The organism is Streptomyces sp. GSL17-111, assembly GCF_037911585.1.
In the GTDB taxonomy this organism is placed as follows: domain Bacteria; phylum Actinomycetota; class Actinomycetes; order Streptomycetales; family Streptomycetaceae; genus Streptomyces.
Genome location: NZ_JBAJNS010000001.1, coordinates 5,926,863 through 5,951,715 on the forward strand (window position 1 = coordinate 5,926,863; position 24,853 = coordinate 5,951,715).

A 24,853-nucleotide genomic window follows, 5' to 3' on the forward strand; every position below is an offset into this window, starting at 1 on the left:
GGTGCCGGCCGAGACCATCCCTGAGCGGTGGAGAACTCGATGAATACTCGTGACGAGAAGGCCGTAGAAGCCCTCAGGGCCTCCCTGAAGGAGGTCGAACGCCTTCGCAGGCAGAACCGGGAGATGCGGGAAGCCGCCCGCGAACCCATGGCCGTCGTCGCGATGAGCTGTCGGCTCCCCGGCGGCGTCGACGCGCCGGAGGAGCTGTGGCGTCTGGTCGCCGACGGCACCGACGCGATCGCCGACTTCCCCGACGACCGGGGCTGGACGGAGACCGGACTTGCCCCGGAGGGCTACGCCCGCCGGGGCGGGTTCGTCTCCCACGCCACCGACTTCGACGCCGCGCTGTTCGGCATCAACCCCCGCGAGGCGCTCGCGATGGACCCCCAGCAGCGGCTGCTGCTGGAGGCGTCCTGGGAAGTTCTCGAACGGGCCGGCATCGACCCCCACTCGCTGGCCGGCAGCGACACCGGCGTCTTCATCGGCGCCTCGCCCACCGGCTACGCCACGGTCGGCCGCATGCCGGAGTCCACCGTCGGCTACCAGCTGACCGGCAGCGCCCACAGCGTGCTGTCCGGCCGGCTCTCCTACGTCTACGGCCTGGAAGGCCCGGCGGTCACCGTCGACACCGCCTGCTCGTCGTCGCTGGCCGCCCTCCACCTCGCGGTGCAGGCGCTCCGCCGCGGGGAATGCGGCCGCGCGCTCGTCGGCGGCGTCGCCGTGATCACCACCCCCAGCGCCTTCAGCGAGTTCGGCAAGCAGGGCGGCATGTCCTCCGACGGGCGCTGCAAGTCCTTCTCGGCCGGCGCCGACGGCACCGGATGGAGCGAAGGCGTCGCGGTCCTCCTCGTGGAACGGCTCTCCGACGCCCGCAGGCTCGGACACGACGTGCTCGCCGTCGTCCGCGGGACGGCGATGAACCAGGACGGCGCCTCCAACGGCCTCACCGCCCCCAACGGCCCCTCCCAGCAGCGCGTCATCCGCGCCGCGCTCGCCGCCGCCCGGCTCACCCCTGCCGACATCGACGCGGTCGAGGCCCACGGCACCGGCACCCGGCTCGGCGACGCGATCGAACTACAGGCCCTCCAGGACGCCTACGGCAAGGACCGCGACCCCGACCACCCGCTCTGGCTGGGTTCCCTCAAGTCGAACATCGGCCACACCCAGGCCACCGCGGGCGTCGCCGGCGTCATGAAGAGCATCCTCGCGATGCACCACGACGAACTGCCCCGCACCCTCCACGTCGAGGAGGAGACCCCGCACGCCGCCCGGCCAGGCGGCGTCGTCCGCCTGCTCAGCGAGCCGAAGCCATGGCCCCGCCGCGAGGAGCCGCGCCGGATCGGCGTCTCCGCGTTCGGCATCAGCGGCACCAACGTCCACGTCGTCATCGAGGAGGCACCGGCCCCGGACCCCGCCGTCCCGCCCGGCACCGCCCCCGCCGCACACGGCGAGGCGACCCCCGCACAGCCCCGCGGCCCCGTCGTCTGGCCGGTGTCGGCACAGACCCCGGCCGCACTGCGCCTCCAGGCCGACCGGCTGGCCCGGCAGCTCGGCGGGCGCGCCGACGAGCCGGTCGACGTCGCCTGGTCGCTGGCGACCACCCGGGCCGGTCTCACCCACCGCGCCGTCGTGTCCGGCACCGGCCGCGAGGACCTGCTCGCCGGACTCGGCGCGCTCGCCGCCGGCCGGCCCGCCACGGGCGTCGTCACCGGCGTCGTCGGCGAGGGCAGGACGGCGTTCCTGTTCACCGGCCAGGGCGCCCAGCGCACCGGCATGGGCCGCGAACTGTACGACACTCACCCCGCGTTCGCGGTCGCCTTCGACGCCGTCTGCGCCCGCATGGATCTCGAACGGCCCCTGCGGGACGTCGTGTTCGGCGACACCGAAGCCCTCGGCCGGACCGTCTGGGCCCAGGCAGCCCTGTTCGCGCTGGAAGTCGCCCTGTTCCGCCTGCTGGAGACCTGGGGTGTCTTCCCCGACGTCCTCCTCGGACACTCCATCGGCGAGATCGCCGCCGCGCACTGCGCCGGCGTGCTCTCGCTCGACGACGCCTGCCGCCTCGTCTCCGCACGCGGCCGTCTGATGGACGCACTGCCGTCCGGCGGCGCCATGCTCGCCGTCGAGACCGCCGAGGACGAGCTGGAACTTCCCGACGGCGTGGACCTCGCCGCCGTCAACGGGCCCGCCTCGGTCACCGTCTCCGGCGACGCCGCCGCGATCGCCGCACTGGAGGAACGGCTTCGCTCCCACGACACCCGGACGAAGCGGCTCACCGTCTCGCACGCGTTCCACTCGCACCTGATGGACCCGATGCTCGACGCGTTCGCCGCCGTCGCCCGGACCCTGACGTACCACACCCCCGAGATCCCCGTCGTCACCACGGCCCCCGGCGACCTCGCCACCCCCGACTACTGGGTCCGCCAGGTTCGAGAGCCTGTCCGCTTCGCCGACGGCGTGACGCGGCTGCGCGCCGACGGCGTCACCCGTGTCGCCGAACTCGGTCCGGACGGAGTGCTGTGCGCCCTCGCCCAGCAGACCGCCCCCGACCTCGTCTGCGCACCCCTGCTACGCAAGGACCGCGACGAACGGGAGACCGGCCTCGCCGCACTCGGCCGCCTCTGGACCTGTGGAGCGGGCCCGGACTGGACCGCCGTGCTGCCCGAAGGACGCCGCGTCGACCTTCCCACCTACCCCTTCCAGCGCGAACGGTACTGGCCCGAGCCGCTCACCGGCGCCCGGGACGACACCGCCCCCGTCCCCGCAGACGCCGGCGAGGCACGGTTCTGGGAGGCCGTCGAGCGCGAGGACCTCACCTCACTGGCCGAGACCCTCGGCATCCCGGACGACGCGGGCGCCCTGGAAGCGGTCGTGCCCGCGCTCTCCTCCTGGCGGCGCTCCCAGCACGAGGACGCCGTCCTCGACTCGTGGCGCTACCACGTCGCGTGGAAGCGGCTTCCCGACCACCGTGGCTCACCCGCGCCCACCGGCACCTGGCTGCTCCTCACCTCCGGCCCGACCGCCCCCGCCCCGGAGGTGGCGGACGCGCTGCGCACTGCCGGAGCCCAGGTCCGCGAGGTGACGCTGTCACCCGACGACGACCGGTCCGCCATCGCCGAGCGGGTCGCCGAAGCCGCCCCGAACGGCGTCGTGTACGTCGCCGGGAACCCCGACGGGAACCCGTCGGAAGCCGTGGCCGAACTCGCCGTCCTGCTGCGGGTGTTCCAGGCCGTCGCCGACGCGGCGACCGGCGCACCCCTGTGGTGCCTCACCCGCGGAGCGGTCTCCACCACGGACGGCGACCGGCCGAACCACCCCGCACACGCACTGCTGTGGGGCCTCGGCCGAGTCGCCGCACTCGAACGCCCGGACGTCTGGGGCGGCCTGGTGGACCTGCCGCCGGCCATGGACGAGACCACCGGGGCGACGCTCACCGCACTGCTGGCCGGCGACCGCGGCGAGGACCAGGTGGCCCTGCGCCAGGGCCGGGCGCACGGCCGCCGCATCGTCCGCGCCCCACGGACGGCCGAGACCTCCCCGCGGCGGTGGACGACCGACGGCACCGTCCTGGTCACCGGCGGGACCGGCGGCCTCGGCGCCGACGTCGCCCGATGGCTCGCGGGTCGCGGCGTTCCGCACCTCCTCCTGGCGAGCCGCCGCGGCCCGGAAGCCCCCGGCGTCGATGCCCTCACGGCCGAACTGACCGCGCTCGGCGCCCAGGTCACCGTCGCCGCCTGCGACATCGCCGACCGCGCATCGCTGACCGCCCTGCTGGCCGCGGTCCCCGCCGCCTTCCCCCTCACGGGCGTCGTGCACACCGCCGGCGTCGGAGACGGCGGCCCGCTCCTGGAGACCGACGAGACCGCCCTGAACCGGGTGATCACCGGCAAGGCCACCGGAGCGGCCCTGCTCGACGAACTCACCGACGGCTTGGACCTGTTCGTCGTCTTCTCCTCCATCGCCGCGACCTGGGGCAGCGGCGGCCAAGGCGCCTACGCCGCCGGCAACGCCTACCTCGACGCCCTCGTCGCCGACCGCCGCGCACGCGGCCTGACCGGCACCGCCATCGCCTGGGGCCCGTGGGCCGAGATCGGCATGGCCAAGGACGACGAGGTCGTGGCGGCCCACCTCCGCCGCGGGCTGGGCGCCCTGGACCCCGCACTCGCCGTCAAGGGGCTCGCCCGCGCGGTGGACCGCGACGAGTCGTACGTGAACATCGCGGACGTCGACTGGAAACGGTTCGCCCCGGCATTCGTCTCCGGACGCCCCGCCCCGCTCCTCGCCGATCTCCCCGAAGCCGTCGCGGCGTCCGCGGACGCCGAGCACGGCGCCGACGGCGGCCCGGTCACCTCGGAACTCCTCGACGCCCTGGCCGCCGCTCCCGGCACGGAATGGCCGCGGCTGCTGCTGGACGCAGTCCGCACTCACACCGCGCGGGTGCTCGGGCACAGCGGGGAGGGCGCCGTCGAACCCCGCCGGGCCTTCCGGGACGTCGGCTTCGACTCGCTGACCGCCGTCGAACTCCGCAACACCCTCACCGCCGAGACCGGGCTGCGGCTGCCCGCGACCCTCGTCTTCGACCACCCGACCCCGGTGGCCCTCGCCGCATACCTGCTCGCTGAGCTGTCCGGCGAGGCCGACACCCCCGCGCAGGCGCAGCTGCTTCCCGCCCGCGCCGACGACGACCCGGTCGTGATCGTGGGCATGAGCTGTCGGCTGCCCGGCGGCGTGGACGGCCCGCAGGCCCTGTGGGACACGGTCGTCTCCGGCGCCGACGGAACCGGCCCGTTCCCCGACGACCGCGGCTGGGAGACCCACATCGCCGGCGCCGCGTACGCGCTGCGCGGCGGCTTCGTCGACGCGGCGACCGATTTCGACGCGGGCCTGTTCAACGTCTCGCCGCGCGAGGCGCTCGCCATGGACCCGCAGCAGCGCCTGCTCCTCGAAGCCGCGTGGGAAGCCCTCGAACACGCCGGCATCGATCCGACCTCCCTGCACCGCACCGCCACCGGCGTCCTCGTCGGCGCCTCCTCCTCCGGCTATGGCATCGGCACCGACCTGGCGTCGGGAACGGAGGGACACGTCCTCGCCGGCGGTGCCAACAGCGTGATCTCCGGCCGGGTGGCGTACACCTTCGGCCTGGAGGGCCCCGCGGTGACGGTGGACACGGCCTGCTCGTCGTCCCTGGTGGCCCTGCACCTCGCGGTCCAGGCGCTGCGGCAGGGGGAGTGCGAACTGGCCCTGGCCGGCGGCATCACCGTGATGGCCCTACCGAGCATCTTCGCCGAGTTCGAGCGGCAGGGCGGCCTCTCGTCCGACGGCCGGTGCCGGGCCTTCGGCGACGCAGCCGACGGCACCGGCTGGAGCGAGGGCGTCGGCCTGGTGGTGCTGGAACGCCTCTCCGACGCCCGGCGCAACGGGCACGACGTGCTGGCCGTCGTACGTGGCTCGGCCGTCAACCAGGACGGCGCGTCGAACGGACTGACCGCGCCGAACGGCCCCTCCCAGGAGCGGGTCATCCGGCGGGCCCTGGCGGACGCCCGGCTCACGACGGCCGACGTGGACGTCGTCGAGGCGCACGGCACCGGCACGACGCTCGGCGACCCGATCGAGGCGCAGGCCCTGCTGGCCACCTACGGCCAGGGCCGCGACGAACCCCTCTACCTGGGATCGTTGAAGTCGAACGTCGGCCACACCCAGGCCGCCTCCGGCGTCGCCGGCGTGATCAAGATGGTCATGGCGCTGCGGCACGGCGTGCTGCCGCCGACTCTGCACGCGGACGAACCGTCCTCCCGGGTGGACTGGGAGGCGGGAGCCGTCCAGCTGCTGACGGAGGTACGGGGCTGGCCGGAGACCGACCGGCCGCGCCGCGCCGGCGTGTCCTCGTTCGGCATGAGCGGCACCAACGCGCACGTGATTCTGGAGGCCGCCCCGCAGCCCGCGGCCGAGGAGATCGCCCCGGCGGAGGCCGACGCGGGTGTCGGTGTGGTGCCGTGGGTGGTGTCGGGGCGGACGGAGCAGGCGCTGCGCGCACAGGCGGCCCGGCTGCTGGAACACGTCCGCGACCTGGACGCGGGCGGCGGAGCGGCGACCGGCCGGATCGCCGCGTCCCTGGCGACGTCACGCGCCGCGCTCAGCCACCGCGCCGTCCTCATCGGCTCGGACCCGGTCGAGTTGCGTCAGGCACTCGAAGCCCTTGCCGAGGGCCGCGAAGCCGTCGGCACGGTGACCGGCGTCGCCGGCTCCGCCCAGACCGGCCCGGTGTTGGTGTTTCCGGGGCAGGGGTCGCAGTGGTTGGGGATGGGTCGGGAGTTGGCGGCGTCCTCGGCGGTGTTTCGGGAGTCGCTGGAGGAGTGTGCGGCGGCGTTGGAGCCGTTCACGGATGGTTGGTCGCTGTGGGAGGTGTTGGAGAGCGATGAGGAGGTGTTGTGGGGTCGGGTGGATGTGGTTCAGCCGGTGTTGTGGGCGTTGATGGTGTCGTTGGCTGGGTTGTGGCGGTCGGTTGGTGTGGTGCCGTCGGCTGTGGTGGGTCATTCGCAGGGTGAGATCGCGGCGGCGGTGGTGGCTGGTGGTTTGTCGTTGGTGGATGGTGCGCGGGTGGTGGGTTTGCGTTCGCGTGCGTTGCGGGTGTTGGCGGGTCGGGGTGGGATGGTGTCGTTGGGTGTGGGTGCTGAGGTGGCGGGGGAGTTGGTGGGTGGTTTTGGTGGTCGGGTTTCGGTTGCGGCGGTGAATGGGCCGGGTTCGACGGTGGTGTCGGGTGAGGTGGGGGCGTTGGATGAGTTGGTGGGTGTGTGTGAGGGGCGTGGGGTGCGGGTGCGTCGGGTTCCGGTGGATTATGCGTCGCATTCGGTGCAGGTGGAGGAGTTGCGGGAGCGGATCCTTGCTGACCTTGCTCCGGTGTCGCCCAGGTCCTGTGCTGTTCCGTTGTATTCGTCGGTGACGGGTGGGCGGATTGATACGGCGGTGATGGATGCCGGGTATTGGTATGAGAGTCTGCGGTCGTTGGTGCGGTTCGGTGAGGCGACGGATGCGCTGCTGGGCGATGGCCGGTCGGTGTTCCTGGAGTGCAGCCCGCACCCCGTGCTCACGCCCGGTATCGAGGAGACCCTGGAAACCGCCGGCGCCGACGGCACCGTCCTCGGCACCCTGCGGCGCGACGAAGGCGGAGCGGAGCGGTTCCTGACCGCGCTGGCCCTGGCGTGGACCGCAGGAGTCGACGTCACCTGGTCGAACCTGTTGCCCGCGCACGGCCGCGCCGAGCTGCCGACGTACGCCTTCCAGCGCGACCGCTACTGGCCCAAGCAGGCCCTGACCGCAGACGTGTCGGCCGTGGGCCAGTCGCGGCTCGGCCACCCCCTGCTGGGCGCCGCCGTCGCCCTTCCCGACGGCGGCCTGGTGCTCACCGGACGGCTCGCGCCGTCCGCCCACGCCTGGCTGGCCGACCACAACGTGCTCGGCACGGCCCTCGTGCCCGGCACCGCGCTCGTGGAGATGGCACTCCAGGCCGGTGACCACGCCGGCTGCGGCGTGCTGCGCGAACTCGTCCTGCAGACACCGCTCGCCCCCGCGCCGGACGGCGTCGCCATCCGGGTGGTTGTGGGCACCGCCGAGGACGGCGGCGACCGCACGGTGGAGATCTTCTCCCGTCCCGCCGAGGAGGCGGACTGGGTCCGTCATGCCACCGGCCTGCTGGGCGTCCCGGAGACCCCTGCCCTTCCCGGCCCGGGCACGACCGGTGACGGGGTCTGGCCCCCGACCGGCGCGCGCCCCGTGGACCTGGCCGGTTACTACGACGGCCTGGCCGCCGCCGGATACGCGTACGGCCCCGCGTTCCGGGGACTGCGGGCCGCGTGGCGACAGGGCGACACGGTCTTCGCCGACATCGCCCTCGACGAGGACCTCGACACCGGCGGATTCGGCGTGCACCCCGCGCTGCTCGACGCCGCGCTGCACGCGGCCGGCCTCGCCACCCCGGCCGGAGGAGACCAGGGCACCCGGCTGCCGTTCGCGTGGAAGGGCGTCCGCCTCCACGCCACCGGCGCCACGTTCCTGCGCGTGACGCTCACCACCGGGCCGGACGGCATCATCGTCCAGGCCACCGACCCGGCAGGTCAGCCGGTGGTGACCATCGACTCCCTCGTCCTGCGCGAGATCACCCCCGACGTCCTCTCCCAGGCGCTGACCCAGGCCCAGGACCACACCGTCCGCACCACCCTCTTCGCCCTCGACTGGACACTCCTGCCGGAACCCGGGAACCCGCCACCCGACACCACCGACTGGGTCACCACCAGCCCCTGCGACGCCGGCACGGAGCCTGCCGGCACGACCCCGCCCGCACCGGTCACGGTGCTCGCCCTGCCGGACCCCGCACCCGAGGCCGGCACCGCGGACGCCGTCCGGCGGACCACGCGGGACGTCCTGCGTGCCGTCCAGGCATGGCTCGCCGGTGAACAGCCCCCGCAGGCACGCCTCGTGGTCGTCACCCGGGGCGCCGTCCCCGCCGCACCCGGACAGGCCGTGACCGACCTCGCGGGAGCGGCCGTCTGGGGCCTGCTGCGAGCGGCCCAGACCGAACACCCCGGCCGCATCGTGCTGCTCGACCGTGACCCGGCCGGCGGCGACGACGACACCTGGACCTCCTGGGCCGTCGTCGACGACGAACCGCAGTTGGCCGTCCGGGACGGCCGGGCCCGGGCACCTCGCCTCGCCCACGCGGACACCGCGACCGCCACCGCGCTCGCGCTCCCCGCCGGACCGACCGCCTGGCGGCTCGACGTCACCGACGACGGCACCCTCGAGAACCTGGCCCTCGTCGCCGAACCCGAGGCCGACGCCCCCCTGGCACCCGGTCAGGTCCGGGTCGCCGTGCGCGCCGCCGGAGTGAACTTCCGGGACGTCCTCATCGCCCTCGGCATGTATCCCGACCAGGCCCGGATGGGCGCCGAGGCGGCAGGCGTGGTGACCGCGACCGGCCCCGGCGTCACGGACCTCGCCGTCGGCGACCGCGTGTTCGGCTTCTTCAGCGGCGGCATCGCCGACCGGGCCGTCACCGACCGCCGCCTGCTGGCGCCCGTCCCCGCCGACTGGTCCTTCTCCCAGGCGGCGGCCGTCCCGGTCGCCTACTCCACGGCGTACTACGGCCTGACCGACGTGGCAGCCGCCCGCGCCGGCGAATCCGTCCTCGTGCACTCCGCCGCGGGCGGCGTCGGCATGGCCGCCGTCCAGCTCGCCCACCACCTCGGCCTGGAGGTGTTCGGCACCGCCGGCCCCGGCAAGTGGGACGTGCTGCGCGCCGCCGGCCTCGACGACGACCACATCGCCTCCTCGCGCGACCTTGCCTTCGAGGACCGGTTCCGGTCCGCGACCGGTGGCCGCGGCGTCGACATCGTCCTCAACTCGCTGGCCGGCGAGTTCGTCGACGCGTCGTTGCGACTCCTCGCCGACGGCGGCCGGTTCGCCGACATGAGCCGCACCGACCTACGCGACTCCGCGCAGGTGGCGGCCGACCACCGGGGAACCCACTACCGGGCGTTCAATCCCGCCGAAGCGGGCGCCGACCGCATGCGGGAGATCCTCCACGAGATCATCGCCCTGTTCGACAGCGGGGCACTGACCCTGCTGCCCACCACCGTGTGGGACGTACGGGACGCCGTCACCGCGTTCCGCCACATCAGCCAGGCCCGTCACATCGGCAAGAACGTCCTGACCGTGCCGGCACCCCTCGACCCCGAAGGCACCGTCCTCGTCACCGGCGGCACCGGCACGCTCGGCGGACTCCTCGCCCGGCACCTCGTCACCGAGCACGGCGCCCGGCACCTCCTGCTGCTCAGCCGTCAGGGCGACCGGAGCGCCGGCGCGGCCGAACTCCTCGCCGACCTGCACGCACTCGGAGCCCACGCGGAGATCGCGGCCTGCGACGCCGCCGACCGGGAGGCACTGGCCCAGGTGGTCGCGGCCGTGCCCGCCACCCACCCGCTCACCGGCGTCGTGCACGCGGCAGGGGCCCTCGACGACGGCGTGTTCGAGGCGATGACGCCGGATCGACTGGACGCAGTGCTCCGGCCGAAGGTCGACGCCGCCGTCCACCTGCACGAGCTGACCGCCGGCGCCGACCTCGCACTCTTCGCGCTGTACTCCTCCGCCGCGGCCACCTTCGGCACCGGCGGCCAGTCCAACTACGCGGCGGCCAACGGCTTCCTCGACGGCCTCGCCTCCTGGCGCCGATCCCAGGGCCTGCCCGCCCAGTCCCTGGGCTGGGGCCTGTGGGAACAGGCCAGCGCCCTGACCGGCCACGTGCTCGACTCCTCCACGGCACCGGCCGGCACCGGCTCCGGAAGCAGGAAGGTCCCGACCCTCGACACCCGACTCGGCCTGGCACTCTTCGACGCCGCGTCCGCGACCCACCTCCCGCACCTGGTGCCCGTCGTCCTCGACCGCACACGCGACGCGGTCGTCCCGGCGCTGCTGCGCGGGCTGATCCGCCCACTCGGCCGACGGGCCGCCGTCCAATCCGACGATCTCACCACCCTCGCGGGACGGCTGCACCAACTGCCCGCCGCCGAACGGCGCGAGACCGTCCTCGGCCTCGTCCGCGGCAACGCCGCCACCGTCCTCGGCCACTCCGGCACGGACGCCATCGGAGCACGCCAGGCCTTCCGTGTCCTCGGCTTCGACTCGCTGACGGCCGTGGAACTCCGCAACCGGCTGAACGCCGCGACCGGACTCCGACTCCCGGCCACGCTGGTCTTCGACCACCCCACCCCGGCCGCGCTCACCGACCACCTCCTCGGCCTGCTGGGCGAAACCGCGCCGGAGACAGCCGCCCTGCGACCGGAGCCCAGCACCGCCTCGTACACCGAGCCGGTCGCGATCGTCGGCATGGCCTGTCGACTGCCCGGCGGCGTCGCCTCACCGGCGCACCTGTGGTCGCTGGTCAGCACCGGCGCAGACGCCACCGCCGGCTTCCCGGACGACCGCGGCTGGCCCACCCGGGTCGTCGAGGGCGAAGCGGCCCGCGGCGGATTCCTGGACGGGGCGACGGAGTTCGACGCCGGCCTCTTCGGCATCTCCCCACGCGAGGCGCTGGCGATGGACCCGCAGCAGCGCCTCCTCCTCGAAGCCTCCTGGGAGGCCTTCGAGTCCGCCGGTATCCTCCCCTCCGACGCGCACGGATCGGCCACCGGCGTCTTCGTCGGCGCCGCCCACGCCCAGTACGGCCTGGGAATGCACCTGCCCGACTCTGCCGCCGGGCACGTGATGACCGGCACCGCGACGAGCGTGGCCTCGGGCCGGCTCGCGTACACCTTCGGTCTGGAGGGACCGGCGGTGACGGTGGACACGGCGTGTTCGTCGTCGCTGGTGGCCCTGCACCTGGCGGTTCAGTCGCTGCGCAGCGGCGAGTGCGAGATGGCGCTGGCCGGCGGCGCGACCGTGATGGCCACTCCCGGTGTCATCACCGAGTTCGACCGGCAGCGCGGCCTTGCCTCGGACGGCCGGTGCAAGGCCTTCGCGGACGATGCCGACGGCACCGGCATGTCGGAAGGCGTCGGCGTGCTGCTGGTGGAGCGGCTCTCCGACGCCCGGCGTCTCGGGCACCGGGTGTTGGCGGTGGTGCGTGGCAGCGCGGTCAACCAGGACGGTGCGTCGAACGGTCTGACGGCGCCGAACGGCCCGTCGCAGGAACGGGTGATCCGGCGAGCGCTCGCTGACGCACGGCTGGCACCCGCGGACGTGGACGCTGTGGAGGCGCACGGTACGGGCACCCGGCTGGGCGACCCGATCGAGGCGCAGGCGCTGCTGGCCACCTACGGCCAGGACCGTGAGGAGCCCCTCTACCTGGGGTCGGTGAAGTCCAACATCGGTCACACCCAGGCCGCCGCAGGCGTCGCGGGTGTGATCAAGATGGTGCTGGCGATGCAGCACGGCGTCCTGCCGGCCACCCTGCACGTGGACGAGCCGTCCACCCAGGTCGACTGGTCCACCGGGACCGTCGAGCTCCTTGCGAAGGCAAGGGAATGGGCGGAGACGGACCGCCCCCGCAGGGCCGGTGTGTCGTCGTTCGGTATCAGCGGCACCAACGCCCACGTCGTCCTCGAAGCCGCACCGGCCGACGACACCGACCCGGCGGAGGATCTCGGATCCGGAACCCTGGGCTGGGTCGTCTCGGCCCACACCGCAGAAGGCCTGCGTGCCCAGGCGGAGCGCCTGACCCACCTGCCCGTGGAGGACGGCCGCGCCGCGCGGGACGTGGCGTGGTCACTGGCCACGACCAGGGAGGCGCTGGACCACCGGGCGCTGATCGTGGGCGCCGCGCCGTCGGACCTCGCGAACGGCCTGAGCGCCCTCGCGGAGGGCCGCCCCGACCCGGCGCTCGTCACCGGCACGGCCCGCGAGGGCCGGACCGCATTCCTGTTCAGCGGTCAGGGTGGGCAGCGGGTCGGGATGGGGCGTGGGTTGTACGAGGCGTTCCCGGTGTTCGCTGAGGCGTTCGATGCGGTGTGTGCGCGGGTGGATCTTGATCGTTCGTTGCGGGAGGTGGTGTTCGGGGAGGACGCGGAGCTGCTGGCGCGGACGGTGTACACCCAGCCTGCGTTGTTCGCTCTGGAAGTGGCGTTGTTCCGGTTGGTGGAGTCGTGGGGTGTGGTGCCGGATGTGCTGGTGGGTCATTCGGTGGGTGAGGTGGCGGCTGCGCATGTGGCGGGTGTGTTGTCGTTGGATGACGCGTGTGCGCTGGTGTCGGCGCGTGGCCGGTTGATGGAGGCGCTGCCGCAGGGCGGTGCCATGCTGGCGGTGGAGGCGGCCGAGGACGGTCTGGACCTGCCGGAGGGTGTGGATCTCGCGGCGGTGAACGGGCCGACGTCGGTGACGGTATCCGGTGACGCGGACGCGGTCGACGCCCTGGAGGAACGGCTGCGCGCCCAGAACGTGCGGGTGAAGCGGCTGACGGTCTCCCACGCCTTCCACTCACACCGCATGGAGCCGATGCTGGCCGAGTTCTCGGCCGTCGCGGAGTCGCTGACCTACCACGCCCCGACGATTCCCGTGGTGGCTACGGCGCCTGGTGACATGGCCACGCCCGGCTACTGGGTGGGGCAGATTCGCGAGCCGGTGCGCTTCGCGGAGGCGGTTGCCTCGTTGCCGGTGCGTACGCGGTTCTTCGAGTTGGGTCCGGATGGTGTGCTGTGTGCTCTTGCGCGGCAGTCGGCTGGTGAGGGTGGTGTGTTCGCGGCGGCGTTGCGCAAGGACCGGGGTGAGGGTGCGTCGTTGCTGGGGGCGTTGGGTCGGCTGTGGGTGTCGGGTGTGGTGGTGGACTGGTGCGCTGTGTTGCCGGCGGGTCGGCGTGTCGAGTTGCCGACGTATGCGTTCCAGCGTGAGCGGTACTGGCCCGAGCGGTCGGCCGCCGATGCGGTGACGGTCGGTTCCGGGGCGGGCGCGGACGAGGTCGAGGCCCGGTTCTGGGAGGCCGTGGAGAGTGAGGACCTCGCCGGACTGGCCGACACCATCGGACTCACCGACACACCGGAGCACCTGGACTCCCTGCTCGCCACCCTCTCCGCGTGGCGGCGATCCCGCCGCGAGGAGTCGCTGACCGAGTCCTGGCGCTACCGCACTATCTGGACCCCGCTCTCCGGCCTCGTGAACACGGCCGGCACCTTGTCCGGCACCTGGCTGCTCGTCGGCGAGTCCCGACCCGCCGTCGCCGCCGCGCTCCGCGCCGCCGGCGCCGACGTCCTCACCGTGTCCGGCGACACCGAGAGCCTCGACGCCGTCCCGCACACCGCGACCACACCTGTCAACGGCATCGTCGTGACCGTCCCGTCCACCGCTGTCGTGACCGCGTCCGTGGCCCTCCTCCAGCGGCTGGACGCAGCGGACTTCGACGCTCCCGTGTGGCTGGTCACGAGCGGCGCGGTCTCCGTCGGCCGCTCCGACCCGCTGCGCAGCCCCGAGCAGGCGCAGGCCTGGGGACTCGGCCGCGTGGCGGCCCTGGAACAACCCCGCCGCTGGGGCGGACTGATCGACCTCCCGGCCGAGCCCGACACCCGCGCGACCCGCCGAATGGCGGCCCTCCTTGCGGGCGGCTCCGGCGAGGACCAGGTCGCGGTGCGCTCCTCCGGTGCGTACGGCCGGCGCCTGGCCCGTGCGACCGCGGACGGCCCGGCCGCGGCGCCGTGGACACCCACCGGCACCGTCCTGGTCACCGGCGGGGCGGGAGCCCTCGGGGGACACGTCGCGCGCTGGCTCGCCGGGCGCGGCGTGCCGCACCTGGTGCTGCTCGGCCGCCGCGGCGCGGACACGCCCGGCATCGAAGCACTCGTCGCGGAACTGGCCGCTCTCGGCACCGAGACGACCGTCGCCGCGTGCGACGTCACCGACCGTGCTGCCCTCGCGGCCGTGCTGGACACGCTCCCGGCCGCGTACCCGCTGACCGGCGTCGTGCACACGGCCGGAGCCGGACAGGCCGTACCGCTCACGGACACCGACGACGCGGAGATCGCCCGAGTCCTGGACGCGAAGGTGGTGGGCGCGGCGCATCTGGACGCCCTCACCCGCGAACGGGGCCGAGAACTGGACCTGTTCGTCGTCTTCTCGTCCATCGCCGCCACCTGGGGCAGCGGCGGGCAGGCCGTCTACGCCGCCGCCAACGCCTACCTGGACGCCCTCGTCGAGCAGCGGCGCGCACACGGGAGCACCGGCACCTCGGTGGCATGGGGACCGTGGGCCGGTCCCGGTATGGCCGAGGCGGACGGGGCGGAGGAGCACCTGAACCGGCACGGGCTGGCCGCCCTCGACCCGCACCTCGCCGTCGTCGCCCTCGCCCGCGCCGTGGACCTGGGCGAGAGCTGCGTGACCGTCGCCGACGTGGACTGGGCGCGGTTCGCCCCCGCCTTCGTCTCCGGCCGCGACAGCGCGCTCCTCACGGGCCTGCCCGAGGCCGCCGCGGCCCTCGCGCCCGTACCGGCTGCCGACTCCCAGGCCCCGGGGTTCCGCGACAGCCTGCTCGCCGCGCCCGAGGGGCGCCGCCACGCGATGGTGCTCGACCTGGTCCGGTCGCGTGCCGCCGTCTGCATCGGCCTGCCGTCGGCGGCCGCCGTCGAGGCCGGGCGGTCCTTCCGCGACCTCGGCTTCGACTCGCTCACCGCCGTCGAACTGCGTGACCTGCTGGGCGCGGAGACCGGGCTCGCGCTGCCCGCGACCCTCGTCTTCGACCACCCCGACTCCGACGCGCTGGCGACCCATCTCGTCGGCGAACTGCTGCGGCACGCCGAACCGTTTGCCCGGGAGACCCATGCCGCACCGGCGACACACGGGGTCCGGGCCACCGGTCCGGGCGCCGCGCCCGCCGCCGACGAACCGATCGCGATCGTCGGCATGAGCGCCCGTTACCCCGGCGGGATCCGCTCCGCCGACGAGATGTGGGACCTGGTCACGCGCCGGGCCGACGGCATCGCCGGCTTCCCGGCCGACCGCGGATGGCCGGCCGAGGCCCTGGAGGGCGTATCGGCCCGCGGCGGCTTCGTGGACGGCGCGACCGAGTTCGACGCCGCTCTCTTCGGGATCTCCCCGCGCGAGGCGCTGGCGATGGACCCGCAGCAGCGGCTGCTGCTGGAGGCCACCTGGGAGGCGTTCGAGTCGGCGGGGATGAACCCGCGCGGACTGCGCGGCCGTCCGGTCGGCGTGTTCGCGGGGGCCTCGTCCTCCGGCTACGGCGACGCCGGCGGCCTGGACGGAGCCGAGGGGTACCTGCTCGCCGGCACCGCCAACAGCGTGATCTCCGGCCGGGTGGCGTACGCCTTCGGCCTCGAGGGACCGGCGGTGACGGTGGACACGGCCTGTTCGTCGTCGCTCGTCGCGATGCATCTCGCGGCGCAGGCGCTGCGCACCGGCGAGTGCGAGATGGCGTTGGCCGGCGGCGTGACGGTGATGACGTCGCCGGGTGTCTTCGCGGAGTTCGAGCGCCAGGGCGGCCTCGCGGCCGACGGTCGGTGCAAGGCGTTCGCGGACGCGGCCGATGGCACGGGCTGGGGCGAGGGCGTCGGCGTACTCGTGCTGGAGAAGCTCTCCGACGCACGCCGCCTCGGGCACGAGGTGCTGGCTGTCGTGCGGGGCTCCGCCGTCAACCAGGACGGTGCGTCGAACGGCCTCACCGCCCCCAACGGACCCTCGCAGCAACGTGTCATCCGCCAGGCACTGGCGAGCGCCCGGCTGGCGCCGGCGGACGTGGACGTGGTTGAGGGACACGGTACGGGCACGCGGCTGGGCGACCCGATCGAGGCGCAGGCGCTGCTCGCCACCTACGGGCAGGACCGCACCGAACCCCTGTACCTGGGATCGGTGAAGTCGAACATCGGCCACACCCAGGCGGCTTCCGGTGTCGCCGGCGTGATCAAGATGGTGCTGGCGATGCGCCACGGCGTCCTGCCGGCGACGCTGCACGTGGACGAGCCCTCGTCGCAGGTGGACTGGTCGGCGGGTGCGGTACGGCTGCTGACCGAGGCGCGGGAGTGGCCGGAGGCGGACCGTCCGCGCCGTGCAGGTGTGTCGTCGTTCGGTATCAGCGGCACCAACGCCCACATCATCCTCGAACACGTCGACTCCGCGCCGCGGACCTCCCGCCCCGCGGACGTGCCGGGCGACGTGGGCTGGGTCGTTTCCGCCCGCACCGCACACGGGCTGCGCGCCCAGGCCGAGCGCCTGGCCCGCGTCCACGCGGAGCTCGACGCCGCCGAGCTAGACGTGGCGTACACGCTGGCGACGGGGCGTGCGGCGCTGGAGCACCGGGCGGTCGTTCTCGGTGAGGACCGGGAGGAACTCCTGGCAGGGCTGCACGCCCTGGCCGAGGACCGGTCCGTGCCGTCGGTGGTGCGCGACGAGGTCGTGCACGGCGGGCTGGCTTTGCTGTTCTCGGGTCAGGGTGCGCAGCGGGTCGGGATGGGGCGTGAGCTGTACGAGGCGTTCCCGGTGTTCGCCGACGCGTTCGACGCGGTGTGTGCGCGGGTCGACCTCGACCGGCCGCTGCACGAGGTGGTGTTCGGGGACGGTGAGGCGCTGGACCGCACGGTCTACACGCAGCCCGCGTTGTTCGCCCTGGAAGTGGCGTTGTTCCGGTTGGTGGAGTCGTGGGGTGTGGTGCCGGATGTGCTGGTGGGTCATTCGGTGGGTGAGGTGGCGGCCGCGCATGTGGCCGGTGTGTTGTCGTTGGATGACGCGTGTCGTTTGGTGTCGGCGCGTGGCCGGTTGATGGAGGCGCTGCCGCAGGGTGGTGCGATGCTGGCGGTGGAGGCGGCGGAGGACGGTCTGGATCTGCCCGAGGGTGTGTGTCTGGCGGCGGTGAACGGGCCGACGTCGGTGACGGTCTCCGGTGAGGCGGACGCGGTCGGGGCGTTGGAGGAGCGGCTGCGTTCCGAGGGTGTGCGGGTGAAGCGGCTGGTGGTCTCGCACGCGTTCCACTCGCATCTGATGGAGCCGATGCTGGCGGAGTTCGCGGCGGTCGCGGAGTCGTTGACCTACCACGCCCCGACGATCCCCCTGGTCGCCACGGCTCCGGGCGACATGGCCACGCCCGGCTACTGGGTGGGGCAGATCCGCGAGCCCGTCCGCTTCGCCGACGCCGTGCGCAGAGCGCAGGACGCAGAGCCCACCCGCTTCCTCGAACTCGGGCCCGACGGCGTGCTGAGCGCCCTCGCCCAGCAGAGCCTGACTCCGTCCGAACTCGCACACACCCCGATGTCACTGCTGCGCAAGGACCGCGAGGAACCGGCCACCGTGCTGCGTGCGCTGGCGGGCCTCTGGGCCTCCGGCGTCGCGGTCGACTGGGCCTTGGTCTGGCCCGAGGGCCGCCGCGTCACGCTGCCGACCTACGCGTTCGAGCGCGAGCGGTACTGGCCGCACGCGGTCTCCGCTGCCGCCGCGCCCGCCGCCGCCATGGACACCCGCTTCTGGGACGCGGTCGAGCGTGCCGACATGGACCAACTCGCCGACCTCCTCGGCAACGGTGGTTCCCCGGACCTCCTCGCCCCCGCGCTGCCGATGCTCTCCTCGTGGAGCCGTCAGCAGCGCATTGAGTCGGAGCTCGGATCCTGGCGCTACCGCACGACGTGGAGCCCCCTCACGGAGCTGCCCGCGACCCCGTCCCTGAACGGCCGCTGGCTGCTGGTCGTACCCGAGGCACCCGAGACACCCGGGACGCGCCGGGCACCCACCGGTGATGCGGCGTCGCCACCCGCACAGGCCGACGCGGCCGACGCGGCCGACGCCGTCGCCGCGGCGCTCGTCGCCGCCGGCGCTGAACCGGTCCGGCTCGCCGTACCCGTCGGCACGGAGCGGGCCGCGCTCGCCGCCCGGCTCGGCGACGCGGGCCCGGTGGACGGAGTGGTCTCGTTCGCCGCCTGGGCAGAGCAGCCGGCCCCCGGCTCGGCGGTCCCCGCCGGGCTCATACTCAACCTGGCCCTGTTCCAGGCACTCGGCGACGCCGGGATCACCACCCGCTGCTGGACGCTGACCTCTCAAGCGGTCGCCGTCGGCCGGGCGGACATGCTGGCCCACCCCGTGCAGGCACAGACCTGGGGACTCGGACTCGTCGCCGCGTTGGAGCACCCGGACCGGTGGGGCGGCCTGATCGATCTCCCACCCGTTCTGGACGCACGGGGCGCGGCCCGGCTGGCCGCCGTCCTCGGCGGAAGCACCGGCGAGGACCAAGTGGCCGTGCGCGACTCCGCGGTGTACGGACGCCGCCTGGTGCGCACGGAATCCGGCGGCGGTACCGCGCCGTGGTCGCCGTCGCGGACCGGTTCGGTTCTGGTGACCGGCGGCACCGGCGCGCTGGGCGCGGTGGTCGCCCGCCGGCTGGCCGACCGCGGTGTACCGTGCCTGCTCCTGCTCAGCCGACGCGGCACCGAGGCCCCCGGAGTCGCCGAACTCGTCGCTGAACTGGACGAGCGAGGCACGCGGGCGATCGTGGCGACCGGCGACGTGAGCGACCGCGAGGCACTGGACGCCGCGCTGGCCCAGCTCCCGGCGGACCTTCCCCTGACCGGAGTCGTCCATGCCGCGGGCGCGCTGGACGACGGCACACTCGACACGCTCACCCCCGAGCGCTTCGAGGCGGTGCTGACCGCGAAGGCGTCCGGCCTGATGACCCTCGACGAACTGACCCAGCCCTACGAACCTGACTTCTTCGTGGCGTTCTCGTCGCTGGCCGGGACGATCGGCAGCGCCGGGCAGGGCAACTACGCCGCGGCCAACGCCTTCGTCGACGCGTGGATGCGCGCGCGGCGCGACCGGGGTCTGCCCGGTGCGTCGATCGCCTGGGGACCGTGGGCCCACACCGGTATGGCGGCCGAGGACGGGGCCGTGGCCGGGCGACTGCGCCGAGGCGGCCTCACGCCGATGGACCCGGAACTGGCCGTGACGGCTCTGGAACAGGTCATCGCGGGCGAAGGCGCCGAACCCCAGCCGGCGGTGGCCGACATCGACTGGCCGCTGTTCGCGGCCGCGTTCACCAAGAGCCGGGCAAGTGCACTGCTGGCCGAACTGCCGGAGGCGGTCTCAACCGCAGTCACCCCGAGCGGCGACCACGGCCCGGCCGGAGGGTTCAGGGCCGAGCTGGCGGCAGCGCCGGCGGGCCGCCGCGGCGGCCTCCTGCTGGACGCGGTCCGCGAGTGGGCCGCAGCGGTGCTCGGGCACCGCACGGCGGACGCCGTGGGCACGGGCCAGGCCTTCCGCGACCTCGGCTTCGACTCGCTGGCAGCCGTCGAGCTGCGCAACCTGATCGCTGCCCGCACTGGTCTGTCGCTGCCCGTGTCGCTGGTGTTCGACCGGCCGACCCCGGAGGTCCTGGCGCGCTACCTCGAACAGGAGATGTTCGGTGCGGAGCGGCCGGCGGAACCGGCTGCCGCCGGACCAGTCACCGGGACCGGCACGGCTGACGAGCCGGTGGTGATCGTCGGAATGAGCTGCCGGTTCCCCGGCAGCGTGGCGGCGCCCGACGACCTGTGGAGTCTGCTGAACGGCGGAGTCGACGCGATGACCGGGTTCCCGGCCGACCGCGGCTGGAAGCCCGTCGGCGGCCGTGCGTCATTCGTGCAGGAGGGCGGCTTCGTCGACGGGGCGACCGACTTCGACGCGGGTCTCTTCGGGATCTCGCCGCGTGAGGCGCTGGCGATGGACCCGCAGCAGCGGCTGCTGCTGGAGGCCACCTGGGAGGCGTTCGAGTCCGCCGGGGTGGATCCGCGCGGAGTGCGGGGCGGCGCGGTCGGCGTCTTCGCCGGTACGAACGGTCAGGACTACCCCCGGATCGTCGCCGGCACGGACGAGCAGGTCCAGGGACACGTGGCCACCGGAAACGCCGCAGCCGTCCTCTCCGGCCGCGTGTCGTACGCCTTCGGTCTCGAGGGACCGGCGGTGACGGTGGACACGGCGTGTTCGTCGTCGCTGGTGGCCCTGCACCTGGCGGCGCAGGCGCTGCGCAGCGGCGAGTGCGACATGGCGCTGGCCGGCGGTGTGACCGTGATGGCCACACCCACGGTGTTCACCGAGTTCGAGCGCCAGGGCGGCCTCGCGGCTGACGGCCGCTGCAAGGCCTTCTCGGCGGATGCCGACGGTACGGGTTGGGGGGAGGGCGTGGGCGTGCTGCTGGTGGAGCGGCTGTCGGACGCCCAGCGTCTTGGGCACCGGGTGTTGGCGGTGGTGCGTGGCAGCGCGGTCAACCAGGACGGTGCGTCGAACGGTCTGACGGCGCCGAACGGCCCGTCGCAGGAGCGGGTGATCCGTGCCGCGTTGGAGGCGGCCCGGCTGACGACCGGCGATGTGGACGCCGTGGAGGCGCACGGGACCGGCACGCGGCTGGGTGATCCGATCGAGGCGCAGGCGCTGCTGGCCACCTACGGGCAGGACCGTGAGGAGCCCCTCTACCTGGGATCGGTGAAGTCGAACATCGGCCACACGCAGGCCGCCGCGGGCGTCGCGGGTGTGATCAAGATGGTGCTGGCGATGCGCCACGGCGTGTTGCCGCCCTCCCTGCACGTGGGGGAGCCGTCGCCGCACGTGGACTGGTCCGCCGGAGCCGTCGAGCTGCTGACGGAGGCGCGGGAGTGGCCGGAGGCGGATCGTCCGCGCCGGGCCGGTGTGTCGTCGTTCGGTATCAGCGGGACCAACGCGCACGTGATCCTCGAAGCTGCGCCGGCGACGGAGGACGGTACAGCAGGCCCGCTGGACGACGCCCTGGCACCGTGGCTGCTGTCGGGCCGGACGGCACGGGCACTCTCCGCACAGGCGGAGCGACTGCACGACTGCCTCGCCGGAAACCCGGATATGACGCCCGCGACGGTGGCCAGCACCCTGCTCTCGCGCGCCCGCCTGGAGCACCGCGCGGTCGTGTCCGGAGCCGACCGGGACGAGATGCTGGCCGGACTCAACGCGCTGGCCACCGGCGAGCCCGCCCGGGACGTGGTGCGCGACCAGGTCGTGCACGGCGGGCTGGCTTTGCTGTTCAGCGGTCAGGGTGGGCAGCGGGTCGGGATGGGTCGTGGGTTGTATGAGGCGTTCCCGGTGTTCGCTGAGGCGTTCGATGCGGTGTGTGCGCGGGTGGATCTTGATCGTTCGTTGCGGGAGGTGGTGTTCGGGGAGGACGCGGAGCTGCTGGCGCGGACGGTGTACACCCAGCCTGCGTTGTTCGCTCTGGAGGTGGGGCTGTTTCGGTTGGTGGAGTCGTGGGGTGTGGTGCCGGATGTGCTGGTGGGTCATTCGGTGGGTGAGTTGGCGGCTGCGCATGTGGCGGGTGTGTTGTCGTTGGATGACGCGTGTGCGCTGGTGTCGGCGCGTGGTCGGTTGATGGAGGCGCTGCCGGCGGGCGGTGCGATGCTGGCGGTGGAGGCGGCGGAGGACGGCCTGGATCTGCCGGAGGGTGTGTGTCTGGCGGCGGTGAACGGGCCGGGGTCGGTGACGGTCTCCGGTGACGCGGGCGCGGTCGACGCGTTGGAGGAGCGGCTGCGCGCCCAGAACGTGCGGGTGAAGCGGCTGGTGGTCTCGCACGCCTTCCACTCACACCGCATGGAGCCGATGCTGGCGGAGTTCGCGGCGGTCGCGGAGTCGCTGACCTACCATCCTCCGACGATTCCCCTGGTGGCCACGGCGCCTGGTGACATGGCCACGCCGGCGTACTGGGTGGGGCAGATTCGCGAGCCGGTGCGCTTCGCGGAGGCGGTTGCCTCGTTGCCGGTGCGTACGCGGTTCTTCGAGTTGGGTCCGGATGGTGTGCTGTGTGCTCTTGCGCGGCAGTCGGCTGGTGAGGGTGGTGTGTTCGCGGCGGCGTTGCGCAAGGACCGGGGTGAGGGTGCGTCGTTGCTGGGGGCGTTGGGTCGGCTGTGGGTGTCGGGTGTGGTGGTGGACTGGTGCGCTGTGTTGCCGGCGGGTCGGCGTGTCGAGTTGCCGACGTATGCGTTCCAGCGTGAGCGGTACTGGCCCGAGCGGTCGGCCGCCGATGCGGTGACGGTCGGTTCCGGGGCGGGCGCGGACGAGGTCGAGGCCCGGTTCTGGGAGGCCGTGGAGAGTGAGGACCTCGCCGGACTGGCCGACACCATCGGACTCACCGACACACCCGACCAGTTCGGGACCCTGCTGCCGGCGCTGTCGTCGTGGCGCAGGCGCTCCCGGGAGGAATCGGCGCTCGCCGGGCTGCGCTACCGGGTCGACTGGCGTCCCACCGTCGTGCCGGACGCCGCCCTCGACGGAACCTGGCTGCTCGTCGTCGAGACGGACGGCGCCGACGACGACGCGGACATCCGCGACGCGGGCGACGGCGAAGTGGGCATCGGCGATGCCCTCCGCGCCGCAGGTGCCGAGGTCGTCCGCTTGGCGGTCGACGCGGCCCGCCCCCGCAGAGACGACCTGGTTGCCCGCCTTCGCGCGTCCGCCGACGCGGTCACCGGCGGCATCACCGGAATCGTCCACGTGGCAGGACCGCACGCCGGCCTGCCGGTGGAACTCGCCCTCGTCCAGGCCCTCGGCGACGCCGCTCTCGAAGCACCTCTGTGGTGCGTCACCCGCGGCGCGGTCGCCGTGAACGCCGACGACCGGGTCACTCGGCCCGAGCACGCCCAGCTGTGGGGCTTCGGACAGGTCGTCGCGCTCGAAGCCCCCAAGCGCTGGGGCGGCCTGATCGACCTGCCCGCCGACCGGGGCGCGTGGAACCCGGCCAGGCTGACCGCCGTCCTCGCCGGCGTCACCGGCGAGGACCAGGTCGCGGTGCGCGGCGGCAGCGTCCTCGCCCGGCGCCTCCTCAGGGCCGGCCAGGCGGACCGGACCGCACCGGCCTGGACACCGTCCCGGCCCGGCACCGTGCTGATCACCGGCGGCACCGGCGCCCTCGGAGGCGCCGTGGCACGATGGCTGGCGGGACGGGGCGTCGCCCACCTGCTGCTCACCAGCCGCCGGGGCCAGCAGACCCCCGGCGCTGCGGAACTGACCGCCGAACTCGAGGCCACGGGCACCCGGGTGACCATCGCACGCTGCGACATCTCAGACCGGGAAGCGGTGGCCGGACTCCTCGCCTCCCTCCCGGCGGACCTGCCGCTGACCGGTGTCGTCCACGCCGCGGGCGTCCCCCAGTCCGAACTGGTGGAACGCACCGGGCCCGAGGCTGTCGCGGAGGTGACCGACGGAAAGGTACGCGGGGCGGCGCACCTGCACGCGCTCACATCGGACGCCGGCACACATCCCGACACCTATGCGGAGCTCGAACTCTTCGTGGTCTTCTCGTCCATCGCCGCAACCTGGGGCAGCGGCGGGCAGGCGCTCTACGCGGCGGGCAACGCCTACCTGGAGGCGCTGACCCGCGCCCGCCGGGACCTCGGACTCGCCGGCACCTCGGTGGCGTGGGGGCCGTGGGCGGAATCCGGCATGGCCGCGACGGGGGAGGCGGAGGAGTACCTGCACCGTCGGGGTCTGAGCCCTCTCGACCCGGGGCTCGCCACCGCCGCGCTGGCGCAGGCCATCGACGGCCGGGAGGCCGCTCTGACGGTCGCCGACGTCGACTGGGCGCGGTTCGCCCCGGTGTTCACCTCGGGCAGGCCGAGCCCTCTGCTCGGCGAACTGCCGGACGCGGTCCGCGCGCTGACGGCAGAGGCATCCGGTGACGAGGACGGGCCCGGTCTGTCCGACCGGCTCGCCGGCCTCGGCGCCGGTGAGCGGCTCGCCGAACTCGGCCGGCTGATCCGGCACAGCCTCACCGTAGTCCTCCGCTACACGCCGGACGAGCACATCGACGACTCGCGCCCCTTCAGCGACCTGGGATTCGACTCCCTGACCGCGGTCGAGTTCCGGGACCTGCTGGCCCGGGCATGCGGGCGGCACCTCCCGGCCACGCTCGTCTTCGACCATCCGACGCCGGCCGTGCTCGCCGACCACCTGCACCGCACGCTGCCGGGTGCGGAGCCGGTCACGGACGTGGGTCCGCTGATCGGCGCGCTCGACGCGCTGGAAGCCATGGCGGCCGACAGCCCGCCGGACGAGCTGTCGAAGGCCCGGCTCACCGTCCGCCTGCAGGCGTTCCTCGACACGTGGACGGCGACCGGCCCGTCCGGTCGGCGGACCAGGCCGCTCCGTCCGGCGGAGGGATCCGGCGCCGCAGACGAGCTCGTGGCCGACCGGATCGCCGCAACCGATGACGACGACGAGCTGATCAGCCTCATCCGTGAGCAGCTCGACGACAACCCCGGCGACTGATCCCGCGCACGACGCGACACGGCGACGAGAGCGTGGCCCGGACCGGTTCCCCGGTCCGGGCCACGCTCTCGTCGATACTGCTTCTGTCCCCGCTGCTCCTCACCCTGCCGGTGTTGCCGCCGCTGGCCGCTGC

General features: G+C 73.9%; 1 protein-coding gene. It reads left to right on the forward strand.

The window, feature by feature from the left end; genetic code table 11:
- Nucleotides 1-39 precede the first annotated feature (39 nt).
- On the forward strand, nt 40-24,720 hold the full coding sequence (locus V6D49_RS25735; RefSeq protein WP_340563471.1) for a type I polyketide synthase: 24,681 nt from the start codon (nt 40-42) through the stop codon (nt 24,718-24,720).
- Nucleotides 24,721-24,853: the final 133 nt, after the last annotated feature.

Excerpts from the sequence above, each read along its gene's own strand:
- V6D49_RS25735 (WP_340563471.1), top strand. The coding sequence starts at position 40 with ATGAATACTCGTGACGAGAAGGCCGTAGAAGCCCTCAGGGCCTCCCTG.